Raw genomic sequence first — 15,160 nt, 5'->3', positions numbered from 1 at the left:
TTCTTTACAGGGCGGTACGGCCTAAACAGCCCGCCCTGACAGGAGACCCCGATGGCCTTTACCCGCACCTATGACGGCGACGAACCGGTCCGCATCAACAAGTGGCTGGGCCAGTCCGGCGTCTGCTCGCGCCGCGAGGCCGAAGGCCTGATCGCCGAGGGGCTGGTCAGCATCGATGGCGAGGTGGTCACCGATGCGGGTCGCAAGATCGAAAAGGGCCAGACGCTGACCCTGAACAACGACGCCGAGGAAGCTCTGGCGTCTGGCGTCACCATCCTGCTGCACAAGCCGGTCGGCTATGTCTCGGGCCAGCCGGAACCGGGCAAGATTCCCGCCGTGCGCCTGCTGTCCTTCAAGAACCGCGCGGACGAGGGCTATATCCCGCGTCGCGATGAATCCCTGCCGCCCATCGGTCGCCTCGACGAGGACTCGCGCGGGCTGCTGATGCTGTCGTCCGACGGCGTGGTGGCCAAGGCCGTGATCGGCCCGACATCCGAACTCGACAAGGAATACCTCGTTACCGTTTCGGGCACGATTACCGAGAGCAAGCTCGCCAAGCTGCGTCACGGTCTGGAACTGGATGGCCGCAAGCTGCGCCCCGCCAAGGTCACCCTGATCCGTGGCCAGAACCTGAAATTCATCCTGAAAGAAGGCCGCAAGCGCCAGATACGCCGCATGTGCGAACTGGTTGGGCTTGAGGTGACGGACCTGTTCCGCACCCGCATCGGCCCGATCCAGCTCGGCCCCCTGCCCGAAGGCCAGTGGCGCCACATCACCCCGGAGGAACGTGACGCCCTGATCAAGGCCAGCGCCGGTTAAACCGTCAGTTCGGCGGTGATCTTCACCAACCGCTCCAGCTCGGCCACATGGGCCTTGAACGCGGATTTGCCTTTGGCGGTCATGGACAGCCATGTCCGCGAGCGCCCCTCGAAGGGGGCCTTGCGGACGGCGACATAGCCCGCCTCTTCCAAAGCTTTCACGTGTTTGGACAGTACCGAGTCCGACACCTTGATGGCATCGCGCACCACCGCAAACTCGGCCTCTGCCGCAGACAGGATGGCGCAGATCTGCAACCGCCCCGGCGCGTGGATCAAAGGATCGAATACTGGCGCGGTCATTTCAGGTCCTTCACGTCTTTGCGGTACAGGGCCATCCAGACGCGCATGCCTGCCAGACCCAGAAGGCCCCCCAGTGCGCCGCACAGCAGCGGCACCCAGACCATGTCCTGCACACGGCCGAACCAGATGCTTATCCCCATCAGACCGATCAGCAAACCCGCCAGACCGAAAGCGGCCCAACGCGCCCGCTTGGGGGAATAACCGTTGACCCATACGCCGGTCTCTGACTGCCATTTGCGCATGATGATGACGAGAACGGCGATAGCGACTGCCGTACAAACCATACCAATGGCAGTGCCCAGCCCCTGCCCTGCGACCAGCAGCGCACACGACGCCGCATAGCCCGCATCGTACCACCAGGGCCAATAGTCCATCTTGCCCAGTGCCTGCGCACGCGTCTCGCGGATGCTGTTCAAAGCCTCCATCGCGCCAGCGCCATCAAACTTTTCATGGTCGTTGGTCATAGGCGTTTCCTCACTTTCCATATTGGAAAATGACACCTACTTTCCAACTTGGCAAGTCGTAAGTTTCCAGTTTGGAAAATAGCTACAGGTGACCTAACATTGTTCCATTCATTCACTCGGGGGAGATGAAAGAATGGCTATCAAGTGGAGCCCGGAAAAGCTGAAAGCCCTTTCGGTCCATGACCGCGGCGTGCTTTACAAAAATGCCTGTGCCAAGGCTGACAATCCTGAAGCCGCAGAACTCAAGGCCATGATCGAAATCGTGGGACTTCCTTATTCAGAGGAAGGCTCGGTCAGGATGGATGATCCACTGACGCTCAAGATGCAGGAGATCATCTATTCAGAAGCCGGAAAGGCGGCGGCAGTCAAAGGCGCAAAGGAGGGCATGCCTGCCCTCACCTATATCGATCCCATGCTGCAGGCCGCCCTTGGCGTGGATTACGGTGCACACAACCAGACCACCCACACCGCAGGGCTACTGGTCGCGCAACTCATGACATCTCTCGGCTACCGCAAGGACAGGTCCAAACTCTTGCCTTCCAACTGCGTGGCCAAGACTGCGGCGATGTGGAAATAGGCCCTCAGACGAGGGCCTTGAACCACTGCTCCAGCATTACCGTCTCGGCGCGTTGGGCGGCGGCGCGGGCGGCGGCTTCTTCGTCCACACCCCAGCGTTCTTCGGTAAAGGCTTCGTCCAGACGCGACAGATCATAGGCGGTCGCGCCGTCCAGTTCGCCCTGTTGCAGCGCCAGCCCCAGAATGGCCGAACCCAGAAGCGGCACAGCCATGGCCAGACCCGACAGCTGGAAGTGGTCCAGCGACAGGGCCAGCGCCTTTACCTTATCCAGCGAAGCCTGATCCTGCGGCTGGTGGACGATGCCCTGAACCGGAACCAGACGGATTCCGTGCTTGTCCTCGGCCCACTGACGCCATGCGCCCCATTCGCGTTCCTGACGCTCGATCAGGGACTGGGGAGCCTCGGCGAGGTAGCAGGTCAGGTCATTGCCCGCGTATGCGGTGATCTCATCGGCCACGGCCTCCATCACCTCGACCACACGGTCGATGGCGGTGGATGCGAGACGGGTGGCGGGCATGGTGCCCGGTTCCAGGTACTCGCCCTGCGCGGCCCATTCCGCCGCGACCATCCGTGCTGCCGCCTCGGTCGGCAGGATCATCTTGCGGTGCGCGGGCGTCTTGGGCGTGCGGCCATCCAGAACTACCGCCCAGCCATCATCGGTCCGCTCCACGCCCGCTTCCTTCCAGAAACGTTTGATACGCTCTTCGGATTCCTTGAAGCCTTTGCGGGCGGCGACGTTCGGGTCCAGCGGGGGAATGTGGCTCATGGGATAGTCTCGAACTCTCAGACCTTGGCGGCAAAGCGGTTCAGTGCCGCCTCAAGGTCGCTAAAATCATTGGCAACGTGGACGGCACCGGCAGCCAACTGTTCCTCCACCGTATGGAAGCCCCAGCCGACGCCCTGTCCCGTCACCTTGGCGTTTTTCGCCATCAGCATATCGTGGCTGGTGTCGCCGATCATCACCGTGCGTTCCAGCGTGGCACCGTTCCTGTATACAGCGGCCAGAAGCATGGACGGATCGGGCTTGCCCGGACCGTCCGAGGCACAGTGCGCCGAGGTGAACAGTTCGCTCCATTCAGGGCGCGCCATGTTGCGCGCCACGCCACGGCTGTTCTGGCCCGTAGCAATTGCCAGTTTCCAGCCGTCCTTCTTCAAATGACGCAGCGTGGGCATGACGCCGTCATATAGCGGCTCTTCGTGGCCCGCCTCATAGCGGTCGCGGAAGCTCTTTTGGAAGGCCGCCACGAACTCGGCCAGTTCGCCCATGGTCAGTTGCGGCTCCAGCGTATGCAGCGCCTTGTCCAGCGTCAGGCCGACAATCTGGCGCACACGGTCATAGCTGGGCTCCGGCAGACCCAGCACCTTGGCCGCCTCGCACGCGCCGATATGGATCGAGCTTCGGCTATCGACCAGTGTTCCGTCGACATCGAACACGGCCAGCGGAGCATCGGAAGCGGTCATACGGTCAGCAACTCAGACAGGGATCAGATCGAACGCGATGGTCAGGCGATGCCGCTCGTCCTCGAACGGCAGGGTTCCATGCCACATACAGGACGGAAACAATACCAGCTTGCCCGGTTCTGGCTTTTCGACCTTTAGCGGTTCCAGCGGGGTCGGCAGAGTATAGGGCGGCACACCGAACGCGATCCAGCCCTCTGTCCCGCCTCGATCTACGGCCTGCGGCAGGTCGATATAGCAGGCCGAGGACAACCATCCTCTTGAATGTATGTGCGCCTCGTGGAAACCGCCCGGATGCAGCCGCACAGACCAGCAGCCGACAATGCGATAATCGCCTGTATTGCGGCGGCGCACGGCATCGCTGCCCTGCCCCAGCGCAGCCAGATAATCGCGGATCGGCCCGTCTATCGCCTTGAAGAAGGCCTGTATGACCGGATCATCGACATGGCGCAGATCCACGGGCGTTTGTGATCCGTGCCTCAGGCTTTGACCGATGGGGTGGCGCGAAAAACTGTGCTGGGCCTCCAGCGCCTGCGTCAGTTCAGCCAGATAGTCGCTCAATGAGGACCAGCCCTCGGGCGTGTCGATCGTCGACGCGCGGATCAGACCGTTGGTATCATCCAGCCCCGTGGGATTGGTCCGTCCGGCCATACGGGCGGCCGTGGCATGGATCGCCAGCGTGGCTTGGTCCTGTCCTGTGGCGGCTACCAGCTTGTCCATAATGGCCAGCGCCTGTTCGGCCTCGCCTTTCACCAGATGGCATTTGGCCACAGCGGTCCATGCCGACAGGTCGGATGCCGCCAGCTCTACGGCCATCGCCGCATGGGACATGGCAAGATCGACATCGAAATCCAGTGCCAGATGCGACGCGGCCACCTCGACCGCAGGATCGCGCAATCCAGCCCGATCCGTCCGCTCGACCAGATCGGCATGGACCGCCCCGCCAGGCATGCCGACATAGGCGTTGAAGACCGCCAGCGCCCGTAGCAGGGGCGAGTTGGACGGATATGATACCAGGGCGGTTTCGAACGGCTCGCGGGCGGCCTCAACCGCCCCGCCCATCATCCAGATCTGCTGGGCCAGTTCACTGATGGCTTCAACATAGTCGGGCCTGCGGGCCAGCACTTCACGATAGGCGGCAACGGCCTCGTCCAGCTTGGAAACGGCCTGAAGCGACCGCGCCAGTACCAGCCACGTCTCGGGCGAATTGCTCCCCATCAACAGGGCCTTTCGGGCGCAGGCTTCCGCCTCGGCCTGCTTTCCGGCATCGCCCAGTGCGGCACCCAGATTATGGTGCGCGACCGCCGAGTTCGGCCGCTCCCCCACCTGCCGACGGCGCAGGGCGACCAGACCGTCAAAATCCTGACACGCACGCAGGAGACCGACTTCCAGATCGACCAGAGCCGCCCTCTCACGGTCGGATGCCCCGCGCACCATTGCCAGCGCCTCTACAAAACGCCCCTGCCCGGCAAGGCCTTGGGCCATCTGTCCGCGCTGTTGAAGCGACATCTCCCCCAAGAAGGCCTCTCCTGCGTTATTCCGTTACCGGATGCGTTTGACGTTGTGGAAGATGTCCTCGTCCGCCTCGTCTTCCGAGAAGCCGAAGTGGGCAAAGCCCGCCTTCATTTCCGGCGACAGCGGGGCCTCGACGATCAGCTTGCCACCGCCCGGATGGTCCAGCTCGATCCGGCGGGCGTGAAGCTGAAGCTTCAGCGTGCCCGACAGTTCTTTCGACTGGTCATTGCCGTATTTCGGATCACCGAGGATCGGGTGGCCGATGCCCGCCATGTGGGCACGAAGCTGGTGGGTGCGCCCGGTGAACGGACGCAGCGCCATCCATGCGGCGCGGTGCGCGGCGCGGCTGACGGTCACATAGGCGGTCTCGGCGGTTTCCGCGCCGTGCTCCTTGGGGTCGGCCGGACGCATGATCTCGAAGTCGTTGATGCCCGACTTCTTCAGCGGCATGTCGATCTGTCCCGCCGACGGTTTGGGGTTGCCGATGACGATGGCCCAATAGGTCTTTTTGGCGTGACGGCGGGCGAAGGCACCCGCCAGACGCTTCGCCGCTTCCGGTCCCTTGCCCAGCAGCAGGACGCCCGAGGTATCGCGGTCCAGACGGTGGACAAGGCGCGGACGCTCCATCCCCTCGCCCCATGCCGACAGCAGGCGGTCGACGTGCTTGGTCGTCTTGGTGCCGCCCTGAACCGCCAGACCCGCCGGCTTGTTGATGGCGATGACCATGTCGTCTTCGTACAGCACCAGCGACTTGGCATAGGCCACGTCGCGCTCGCTGATCTTGGGCTTTTCGCCCGGTACGCGCTCGACAGGCTCGGGGATCGGCGGCACGCGCACGGCGGCCCCTGCGGTCAGGCGCTCTTCGGGTTTGATGCGGCTGCCGTCCACGCGGATATTGCCCGCGCGGCACATCTTCTGGACCTGAATGTGCGACAGGTGCGGCCAGCGGCGCTTGAACCAGCGGTCCAGACGGATGCCGTCCTCGGCCTCAGCTACATACAGGATCTGAACTTCGCGGCTCATCCGAAAACCTTACGCATGATGATCAAGCCGACGAACACGGCGACCACCGAAAGAAAAACTGAAGCGAGCGCATATCCGGCGGCCGTGGCCATCTCGCGGCGCTCGAGCATTTGAACCAGTTCCAGCGAAAACGCCGAAAAGGTCGTGAACCCGCCCAATACCCCGACAACGGCAAAAAGGCGAACGGCTTCGCTCGTTCCCTGCGATTTCAGCGCGATCCATCCCGTCACCAGCCCGATCAGCAGGCCGCCGACAAGGTTCACCGCAAAGGTCCCCCACGGCCAGCCACCGCTGCCGAAGGCGCGAACCATGACCAAGCCTGTCGCATAGCGTGCCATAGCTCCCAGAGCACCGCCCGCCGCCACCATCAGAAAAGGGTTCATAGACAACCGAATAGCCTTTTCCACGGCGTTTGCGAAGCATGCGCCCCGATAGACAAAGGCCCCACCGACCCGTTCGTCGGTGGGGTCTTTTCAGCTTCCTGACTTGTGCGGATTAGAGACGGTGGCCGATGGATTCCATCACGCCACGTGCGGAATAGGCTTCGGGATGCTCGGGTTTGGCACCGCGACCCATGATGATCTCAAGCGTGGTCGAGGTGGGCGACGGGCCATTGAGGTTCAGTCCTACGCCGACACCCACGCCCGAGGTTGAAAAGCCGCCATAACGACCACCGCCCGCGCCGATCGAGACATTGGGACGAACACCCCCCGCACTGTCGGGGCGACCGTCGATCCAACGTTGGGTGACCTCGAACCAGTCATAGCCGCGCTGGGTCGTCAGCTCGGCAGCGCGATAGAGCGCACGGTCCGCCACCGGCCCTGCTGCGCCCACCCCCGAATAGGTAACCCGGAAACGGTTGCTCTCGATCTGTTGCTCGGCATAGCCCTGTCCCCGCGCCGCCATCTGCGGTCCATAGGGCGCAAGACTGGCGCAGGCCGTCAAAGCCAGAGCCGAAACGGCCAGCACAGAGGCGGTCAGGGTCTTTCTCGAAAAAACAGCCGTCACGGCGATACTCCCGAACTGTTCACAGGGATTCAGCGGATTTCACACGCCATTGTTCCGCCATACACCTGAACGGGAGATGAAGTGGATTACAAGCCCGCTGCGGCCCTGAGGTCGGCAAAGTCCTGCGGCTCGGGGGCTTCGATGGTCATGCGACCGCCCTCGGGGTGCGGAAATGTCAGCTTGGCCGCGTGCAGCATCAGGCGCGGCGCGCCGCGTCCCGCAAATGTCAGCGCCCCGCCGTAACGCACATCCCCCACCAGTGGGCGACCGATATGGGCCATGTGGACGCGAAGCTGATGCATGCGTCCGGTCAGCGGCTCCAGCTCGACCACCGCGCCCTCTTCATTGGCCGTCAGGGTGCGATATCGGCTCTGCGACGCCTGTGCGCCCTCGGCGTCATCGGCCACCACGCGCATATAGGCCTCGCGCCCGATTTCCTCGCGGCGCAGGGCGGCCTCGATCATCCCCTGCTTTGGCTCGGGGGCCGAAGAGAGGATGGCGCGATAGGTCTTCTGGAATTTGCGCGCCTGCATCGCCTTGCCGAGGAAGCTGGCGGCGGGCTTGGTCTTGGCGATCAGGATGACGCCCGAGGTATCGCGGTCGAGGCGGTGCACCAGTTCGGGGCGTTTGCCGTTCGAGCGTTTGAACGCCCACAACAGGTCATCCAGCGTATGGGCCTGAATACGCCCGCCCTGACTGGACAGCCCCGCGGGCTTGTTCACCACCATCACATGCGAGTCCTGAAACAGAACCAGCGAACGCATGAAGGCGACGTCTTCGGGGGGCAGGTCTAGGGGCTGGCGCTTAGTCATCGCGCGCTCTTAGCCCAGTCCCCCCGAATGGTCGATTGGATTAGCGGATAATGCCGCGCGAACGGGCGAAATGGGCATAGGCCGCAGAGGCAGCCGCCACCACGATCACGGCAATCCCGGCATACAGGGTACCGACGCCGAACACCTCGCGGCCATTGGACATGACCTGCATATAGACAGTGTTGGCCAGCACGGCGATCAGGCTGGCAACAAAGGCGTTGAACGCCAGCTTGCGGCGCAGCAGCAGCATCAGCGCCCCCAGCACACCTGTCCAGACGCCGACGCCGAACACGATCTCGACCCACACCGGCTGGGCCTGAATGAACTGGACCTGTTCCAGCGTCATATCCGCATAATAGCTGCGGACCTTCATCACCTGCATATACCACTGGGACGCGCCAAAGCCGTTCCACAGCAGGGTGATGACGCCCACGGCCCACAGATGCCACGGTGCTTTTACGTTGCCGTTCATAGGTTTGGCTCCCAGCCCTTGAAGTGCCGCTTCAGTATGGCAGGCAGCGCCCCCTTGGCAATGGACTTAACTGCCGGCCACGCGCCACGGCGGGTTGGTGCGGTTCACCCCCGCGAAATACAGGCAGATGCGGTTGCCGTCCGGATCGCGCAGCCATGCCTCGCGCCAGTTCCAGTCCTGATCGACCGGCCCACTGTCAAAGACGAAGCCCGCGGCCTTCAACGCCGCCACCCGCGCGTCCAGATCGTCGCACTCGAAATAGACGCCGCCCATATTGGGCCGCACCTGATCGGCGATATGGATCGAGAAGGTCGAGCACAGGTCCTCGTCCTCGCCCGGACAGATGAAGCGGGCATAGTGGTTGCTGGACACGATCATCTTCAGACCCAGCGCCTGATAGAAGGCCTTGGCGCGCGGGATGTCCGAAACCTCGACGGTGACCTGGTTCAGCTTCATCCGGCTCTCTCCTTGCGACATATCATCGATAGGCCGCAACTATGCCGTGCGAAGGCGAAAACAAGGGCAAGCGCCCTTTAAAACCACGTCACATTACAGGGGCTATTGGATGCCCCAGTCGTCATCCCCGGTGCCGCCTGACTTCTGCGCCTGAATGCGGGCGCGCATCTGGGCCCAGCGCTCCATACGCTGTTTGACCTTCTCCTCATGCCCCTCGCCTTTCGGACGATAGAAGCTCTGGCGCGGCATGCCTTCGGGGAAGAAGTTGTCGCCGGAAAAGCCCTCGGGCGTGTCCGGGTCGTAGTTATAGCCCTTACCGTAACCCAGCTCTTTCATCAGCTTGGTCGGGGCATTGCGGATATGGGCGGGCGGGATCAGCGAGCCCGTCTCGGCGGCCGCCTTTCGCGCCGCCTTATAGGCCTGATAGACGCCGATGGACTTGGGCGCGGTCGCCAGATGCACCACGCATTGCGCCAGCGCCAGCTCCCCCTCGGGCGAACCGAGGAAGTCGTATGTATCCTTGGCGGCATTGGCGACCAGAATGGACAGCGGGTCCGCCTCGCCGATGTCCTCCACCGCCATGCGGACCAGACGCCGCGCGATGAACAATGGGTCTTCGCCGCCGTGCAACATGCGCGCGAACCAATAGAGGGCCGCATCCACATCCGATCCCCGCACGGACTTATGCAGGGCCGAGATCAGGTTGTAATGCTCTTCGCGGCTCTTGTCGTAGGCAGGGGCGCGTTTCTGCAGGATGGCGGACATGCCCTGCACATCCAGCTTTTCGCCATCAGCCAGATTGAACAGCACCTCGGTCATGGTCAGCAGATACCGGCCATCACCATCGGCCATGACAAACAGGGCCTGACGCGCTTCGGGAAGTAGCGGCAGCGGCTTGCCCATATGGGCCTCCGCCCGTTGCAGCAGCAACTCCATCGCCGCATCGTCAAGCCGCTTGAGCACGTAGACCTGCGAGCGCGACAGCAATGCGCCGTTCAACTCGAAACTGGGGTTCTCGGTCGTCGCCCCGACCAGCGTCACGACGCCCGCCTCGACGAACGGCAGGAAGCTGTCCTGCTGGGTGCGGTTGAAGCGGTGGATTTCGTCGACGAACAGCAGGACCGAACGGCCCGACGCGCGGATGGCCTTGGCCTGTTCAAACGCCTTTTTCAGATCGGCCACGCCGGAAAACACGGCGCTGATCTGCATGTATTCATAGCCCGCGGCCTTGGCCAGCAGGCGGGCGATGGTGGTCTTTCCGGTACCCGGCGGCCCCCACAGGATCATGGAGCCCAGACGCCCCGCCACCGTCATGCGCCAGATCGGGCCGCCCTCGCCCAGCAGATGGTCCTGCCCCACCACTTCATCCAGCGTCGTGGGACGCAGACGGTCGGCCAGAGGCGCGTCAGGGGGATGGATGCCGGCGGCTTCGAACAGATCACTCATGCTCTATCCATAAGCCGTCCGGCATCCGATTTCACCTTATTAGGACCAGTTCCTTAGGGGATACGGCCATTCAGCTGGCGGCCACTGCGGATGATGGTCAGTTCCGACCCGCGCGCGGCACGGTTCAGCGCCGAAACCGATGTCACCGCGCGCCCGTCGATCGACCGGATCACGTCATTGGGACGCAGACCGATGCGCTGGGCGATGCTGCCGCGCTGGATGCCGGTGATGAAAACGCCGGTCATGAACGGATCACCGCCCAGGCTCTCGGCACGGGCCGGATTCAGGTCAAAGGCGGTGATACCGGCAAGCGCCCCCTGGGTGACGGCCTGACCCTTGTCCACGGTGGCATCCCCCGGCAGGGCGGTAACGCGGGCGTTCACATTCACCTCGCGGCCATCACGCAACAGGGTCACGCGGACAGTGTCATTCGGCGACTTGGTGCCGACCTGATAGTTCAGGCCACCCTGATCGTTGATCTCCACACCGTCGATGGCCGTGATCACATCGCCCTGCTCGATCGAGGCCCTGTTGGCCGGACCGCCCGAATAGACATCGGTGACCAAAAGCCCTTGCGGACGTGACAGCCCCAGACTGCGGGCCATATCGCCCGACAGGGTGTCACCCTTCACGCCCAGCCAGGGACGGATGACGCGGCTCTCACCGCCGACGGCCGATTCCAGAACTCGGCGGACCATAGCCGCCGGCACGGCAAAGCCGACGCCCGAGGCACCGCCACTGCGGCTGAAGATGGCGGTGTTGATGCCGATCAGCTCGCCATCCATATCCACCAGCGCCCCGCCCGAGTTACCGGGGTTGATCGGCGCATCGGTCTGGATGAAGGAACCGGAATCGCTGATGCCGGTATCGGTACGGTTCAGGGCCGAGATGATGCCGTTGGTCACGGTCTGGCCGACCCCAAAGGGGTTGCCGATGGCCAGCACAAGATCACCGACCTGTTGTTCTTCCTGATCATCCAGACGGATGGTCGGCAGGTCGCCCTCCACGTTTTCAAGTTGAAGCACGGCAATGTCGGAGCGTTCATCCGCCAGAAGCACCCGCGCCGGAAACTCGCGGCGGTCATTCAGGGTGACGCGGATTTCGCTCATGTTCTTGATGACGTGGGCATTGGTGATGACGACGCCATTCGGACGCACGATCACACCCGAACCGATAGACCCCGTCTGGCGGGCGGTCGGAATACCCCAGAAGGGATCACGCCCCTGCTGAACGCCACGCGCCGAAATATTGACCACAGCCGGAGCCGCCTTGCGAACCACGGGTGCAAAGCTCGTCTTCATCGCACCGGCATCTGTCGGTGCCACACGCGGCTGCTCGGCAAACACGCCTTCCTGCGCCTTGGAGGCCTGCGGCTGTCCGCATGCCGCGACCATCAGTGCGGCCATGATAGCAAGCTGTGAAGTCTTCATATCGTTCCTAAATCTTCAGGCCCGTCAGGGTATTGGCAGACATTCCGCAGCGAAACTGGGACAAGAACAAGGCAGGCTGCGAACCGCCGGTTTTCTATTGTCATTTAGAGAACCCGCCCGCCCCTTCAAGTCGCCAGCCTCGAAGCCGTCCCGGCCCCATTAGGTGCCGCGCATGAAAAAACGGGCGGTCGGAAACCCAACCGCCCGTCCCTATCGGGTAACGACCGCGCCGTGACTTAGTTCTGCGTCACCGGCAAGGTATCCGCGGCATTGCCGTCGCCCTTTGGCACTTCAATGCCCAGCAGACGGCCCAGCAAGGGCTGCACATCCACACTGTCGATGTTCTGCAGCTGTCGGCCAGCCGCCACGCCCTTGCCGTGGGCGATGAAGATGGCGTGCATGTCCGACCACTCATTGTCATAGCCATGCGCACCGCCCGGACGGGTCATACGGCGGTCACTGGTCCCGACCAGCCAGCCATTCTCGGCCAGACAGACAAAATCTGTCACGCGGCGGTGCGTACCCAGAGCAAAGCGTGCCGGAATATCGGCCTTTCGCCAGCACTCATAATGGTCATGCTTGCCGACAATGGCAGAAGCGACCTCGGCGTCGCGGCCCGGAGCGGCGTTCACAAAGGCCACTGGACCGGAATAGACCACGTTCAGGGCATCGGCAGCGACACGCTCATCCAGATAGCTGACACGATCGGGTGACGTCGCGGCCATACCGTGGTCCGACACCACAAGCACAACTGCATTCTTGTCCAGACCGCGCGCCTTCAGGCCCTCCATCAGACGGCCGATGCTGGCATCGGTAGATACGATCGCTTCGGTTACCTCGGCGGAATCCGGCCCGTGGCGGTGGCCCATTGTGTCCACCAGATCGAAATACAGGGTGTTCAGACGCGGACGCTGCTCTTGCGGCAGGTCCAGCCATTCCAGCAGGCGGTCGACACGCACATCCCCCGGCATGGACTGGTCGAACACCGCCCAGTGGGTCGGACGAACGCCGCGCACATCGGCCTCGGAGCCCGGCCAGAACATGGTGCCTGTCACAATGCCCTGTTTTTCTGCCGTCACCCAGATCGGCTCGCCGTCATCCCACCAGCGGCGGTCGGTAACAGCCGCACGGTTCCCCAGAGAGAACGAACCCAGTTCGGCATCACGCATATTGTTGCCGACGATGCCGTGGTGATCGGGGTGCAGGCCCGTTACCAGTGTGTAGTGGTTGGGAAAGGTCACCGTCGGGAAGGACGGCTTCATCGCGCCCGACGCCCCCTCTGCCGCCAGACGCGACAGGTTCGGCGTAATGCCGCGGTTAAGGTATTCCGCACGGAAACCATCAATCGACACCAGAATGACTGTGGTCGGTTGCTCGGCTTGGGCCCGGGCGACAACAGCCGTCCCCTGGCTTTGCACCGTACCGGTCGCACACCCGCCGACCAGAAGACCCAACCCCATTGCTGAACCCAGCAAAAGATTACGCAACATCGAGGGGGTGGCCATGCTTTTTACTCCGGCGACTCATTAAACCGGCGATACTGCTAAGCCGTTTGTGTCACAGGTTGAAGACACCGTTGCGCGATTATAGCGCTTGCGGCGAAGCTGAAGTGGCTTCAGTCTACAAATATGAACGCTGTTATATCAGTTGATCGACTCACCAAATCCTTTGGTGACGTCCGCGCACTGGATGCGCTGTCGCTGGAAATCCCCCAAGGCGGCGTTTACGGAATTCTAGGCCCCAATGGCGCGGGAAAATCGACCTTTTTCCGCATATTGCTTGGCCTCGTCCATCCGACCGGCGGCAGTGGCAGCATGCTGGGTTTTCCGATCAGCCATACGGAGACCCTGCGTCGCATCGGTTCGATGATCGAGACGCCGCGCTATCCGGCCTATCTCACGGCCCGCGACAGTCTGTTGTGGCTGGCGACCGCGCATGGTCAGGTCGGGTCCATCGATATGGATCACTGGATCAGGCGCGTCGGTTTGGCCGATGCGGCGGACCGGCCTGTTCGCGGGTTTTCCGTGGGGATGATGCAGCGCCTCGGCGTCGCGGCGGCGCTGATGAACCGTCCAGACCTTGTCATTCTGGATGAACCCACAAGCGGTATGGACCCGCCCGGCATCCACGAGATGCGCTCTGTCATCCGCGACCTCGCTGAGAACGACGGCGTGACCGTCATTCTGGCCAGCCACCAGCTGCTCGAGGTCCAGCGCATCTGTGATCGGGTCGCCATTCTCAATCGGGGGAAACTGGCTGCCGAAGGCAAGGTCAGCGACCTGACCGGCGCGACGGAATATCTCCACCTTGAGGCCTCCCCTCTCCTCAGGGTCAAGGCCATCGTGGGGGAAGCCGCCGAGATCGTTGGCGATGCCGTGCTGGTGAATATCCGCCGCGAGGATACCGCGGCCCTGATCCGCCATCTGGTCAGCAACGACATCGATATCATGGAGGCACGCTGGGTCGGCGGAGATCTGGAGGCTGTGTTTATGTCCGAGACCTTGGGCGAGCCGCAGACACAGGACGCCTCGAATGCTGCTTGATGCCGTTCGCGCCGAACTCTTCCGTTTTTCACGCAATACGACAGCATGGTTATGGGGCCTGCTGGTCATACCGCTGGGGTCTGCGCTAACGGGCATATTCGCCCGCCAATTTCTGCAGACCTCTCTATCCAAGGCGACACAGGATCTTCCCGCCAATCTGGGCCTGGTCAAAAGCCCACTGAATATCGGCGACGTCATCACCGACCAGACGGCACAATTGGCCGGTGCCAATCTACTGGCCTTCTTCCTTTTCGCCGCCGCCGTCATTGCGGCATCGGACTATCGCTGGGAAAGCTGGCGCCTGATCCGACCGCGTAACAGCCGCCGCAATCTGATACTGGGCAAGGCGATCGCCATTGCCATCATCGCCCTTATTCCGCTGGGGCTGTTCCTGCTGTGCGAAACCATCGGACGCATCATCAGCGCCAGTCTGGAAAACCGCCCCCTCGCTATCGGCTTTGACTTCCAACAGGCCTTGGCAACAGTGGCCATGTTCGTCGTATCGTGGCTCAGGACCATACAGATAGCCGGATTGGCGGTGCTGGCCGGTGTGATGACGCGCTCGGTTTTCGGAGGCTATGTGCTTCCGCTGGCCCTCTCGGTCGGCACATTCATGGTCGCGGGAATGCTGTTCGCCTTTGGCTGGACTGACGACCAATGGCGCACCCTTCTCCTCTTCCCGGCCAAGGCCTATGGCGCTTTGCAGACCGCGCTTGCAGGAGGACCCGTGACTGCCGCGACGACCGTCAAGGCGATCATCGGCCTCGGGCTGTGGCTCGCCCTGCCGCCCGCGCTCGCTGTCTGGGTCTTCGAAAGACAGGACCTGTCGAAGGAATAG

General features: G+C 62.7%; 18 protein-coding genes. 4 read left to right on the top strand and 14 right to left on the bottom strand.

The window, feature by feature from the left end; genetic code table 11:
• The first annotated feature begins 51 nt into the window (after positions 1-51).
• Positions 52-819, top strand: coding sequence for a pseudouridine synthase (locus B3H86_RS13070; RefSeq protein WP_292054610.1), 768 nt, complete (start codon positions 52-54; stop codon positions 817-819).
• Here the strand turns inward: B3H86_RS13070 and B3H86_RS13065 are convergent.
• Positions 816-1,118 (bottom strand): winged helix-turn-helix domain-containing protein, encoded by a 303-nt coding sequence (locus B3H86_RS13065; RefSeq protein WP_292054608.1) that lies wholly within the window; start codon positions 1,116-1,118, stop codon positions 816-818. The genes B3H86_RS13070 and B3H86_RS13065 overlap by 4 nt on opposite strands.
• A complete protein-coding gene (locus B3H86_RS13060) occupies positions 1,115-1,582 on the bottom strand; it encodes a hypothetical protein (RefSeq protein WP_292054607.1) in 468 nt (155 codons plus the stop codon). Before B3H86_RS13060 ends, B3H86_RS13065 begins: the two co-directional genes overlap by 4 nt.
• Before the next feature lie 133 nt (positions 1,583-1,715).
• Between B3H86_RS13060 and B3H86_RS13055 the strand changes: the two genes are divergently transcribed.
• Positions 1,716-2,159, top strand: a complete 444-nt coding sequence (locus B3H86_RS13055) for a hypothetical protein (RefSeq protein WP_292054606.1) — start codon at positions 1,716-1,718, stop codon at positions 2,157-2,159.
• A gap of 4 nt (positions 2,160-2,163) precedes the next feature.
• Here the strand turns inward: B3H86_RS13055 and B3H86_RS13050 are convergent, their stop codons facing one another.
• The 12 genes from B3H86_RS13050 to B3H86_RS12995 form a co-directional block, all read right to left on the bottom strand.
• On the bottom strand, positions 2,164-2,925 hold the full coding sequence (locus B3H86_RS13050; RefSeq protein WP_292054604.1) for an ATP12 family chaperone protein: 762 nt from the start codon (positions 2,923-2,925) through the stop codon (positions 2,164-2,166).
• Between the two features lie 17 nt (positions 2,926-2,942).
• Complete coding sequence (locus B3H86_RS13045) at positions 2,943-3,620, bottom strand: HAD-IA family hydrolase (protein ID WP_292054603.1); 678 nt, start codon at positions 3,618-3,620, stop codon at positions 2,943-2,945.
• 12 nt (positions 3,621-3,632) lie between these two features.
• Complete coding sequence (locus tag B3H86_RS13040) at positions 3,633-5,126, bottom strand: putative 2OG-Fe(II) oxygenase (RefSeq protein WP_292054660.1); 1,494 nt, start codon at positions 5,124-5,126, stop codon at positions 3,633-3,635.
• A 33-nt stretch (positions 5,127-5,159) separates the two neighbouring features.
• Positions 5,160-6,155: an RluA family pseudouridine synthase gene (locus B3H86_RS13035; RefSeq protein WP_292054601.1), complete on the bottom strand. Its 996-nt coding sequence runs from the start codon at positions 6,153-6,155 to the stop codon at positions 5,160-5,162.
• On the bottom strand, positions 6,152-6,538 hold the full coding sequence (gene crcB, locus B3H86_RS13030) for a fluoride efflux transporter CrcB (protein ID WP_292054599.1): 387 nt from the start codon (positions 6,536-6,538) through the stop codon (positions 6,152-6,154). Before crcB ends, B3H86_RS13035 begins: the two co-directional genes overlap by 4 nt.
• A gap of 112 nt (positions 6,539-6,650) precedes the next feature.
• Positions 6,651-7,163 (bottom strand): CC0125/CC1285 family lipoprotein, encoded by a 513-nt coding sequence (locus B3H86_RS13025; protein WP_292054597.1) that lies wholly within the window; start codon positions 7,161-7,163, stop codon positions 6,651-6,653.
• An 86-nt stretch (positions 7,164-7,249) separates the two neighbouring features.
• Positions 7,250-7,975: an RluA family pseudouridine synthase gene (locus B3H86_RS13020; protein WP_292054595.1), complete on the bottom strand. Its 726-nt coding sequence runs from the start codon at positions 7,973-7,975 to the stop codon at positions 7,250-7,252.
• Positions 7,976-8,015: 40 nt separating this feature from the next.
• On the bottom strand, positions 8,016-8,447 hold the full coding sequence (locus tag B3H86_RS13015; protein ID WP_292054592.1) for a hypothetical protein: 432 nt from the start codon (positions 8,445-8,447) through the stop codon (positions 8,016-8,018).
• Positions 8,448-8,513: 66 nt separating this feature from the next.
• Positions 8,514-8,903, bottom strand: a complete 390-nt coding sequence (locus B3H86_RS13010) for a VOC family protein (protein ID WP_292054591.1) — start codon at positions 8,901-8,903, stop codon at positions 8,514-8,516.
• Positions 8,904-9,005: 102 nt separating this feature from the next.
• Positions 9,006-10,349 carry a replication-associated recombination protein A gene (locus tag B3H86_RS13005; protein WP_292054590.1) on the bottom strand — a complete coding sequence of 448 codons (1,344 nt, stop codon included), beginning with the start codon at positions 10,347-10,349 and terminating at the stop codon, positions 9,006-9,008.
• A 53-nt stretch (positions 10,350-10,402) separates the two neighbouring features.
• Positions 10,403-11,779, bottom strand: coding sequence for a trypsin-like peptidase domain-containing protein (locus tag B3H86_RS13000; RefSeq protein ID WP_292054588.1), 1,377 nt, complete (start codon positions 11,777-11,779; stop codon positions 10,403-10,405).
• Between the two features lie 236 nt (positions 11,780-12,015).
• Positions 12,016-13,284 carry an ectonucleotide pyrophosphatase/phosphodiesterase gene (locus tag B3H86_RS12995; RefSeq protein ID WP_292054587.1) on the bottom strand — a complete coding sequence of 423 codons (1,269 nt, stop codon included), beginning with the start codon at positions 13,282-13,284 and terminating at the stop codon, positions 12,016-12,018.
• Between the two features lie 123 nt (positions 13,285-13,407).
• Here B3H86_RS12995 and B3H86_RS12990 point away from each other — a divergent pair, with 123 nt between their 5' ends.
• Positions 13,408-14,322, top strand: a complete 915-nt coding sequence (locus B3H86_RS12990) for an ABC transporter ATP-binding protein (protein WP_292054586.1) — start codon at positions 13,408-13,410, stop codon at positions 14,320-14,322.
• Entirely contained in the window at positions 14,312-15,160 is an 849-nt protein-coding gene (locus tag B3H86_RS12985) for an ABC transporter permease subunit (RefSeq protein WP_292054584.1), read from the top strand. The genes B3H86_RS12990 and B3H86_RS12985 overlap by 11 nt, the downstream gene beginning before the upstream one ends.

The organism is Brevundimonas sp. UBA5866, assembly GCF_002432125.1.
Lineage (GTDB): Bacteria > Pseudomonadota > Alphaproteobacteria > Caulobacterales > Caulobacteraceae > Brevundimonas.
Note: the sequence above shows the minus strand (reverse complement) of the source record. Positions and strands in the feature narration are given on the sequence as shown.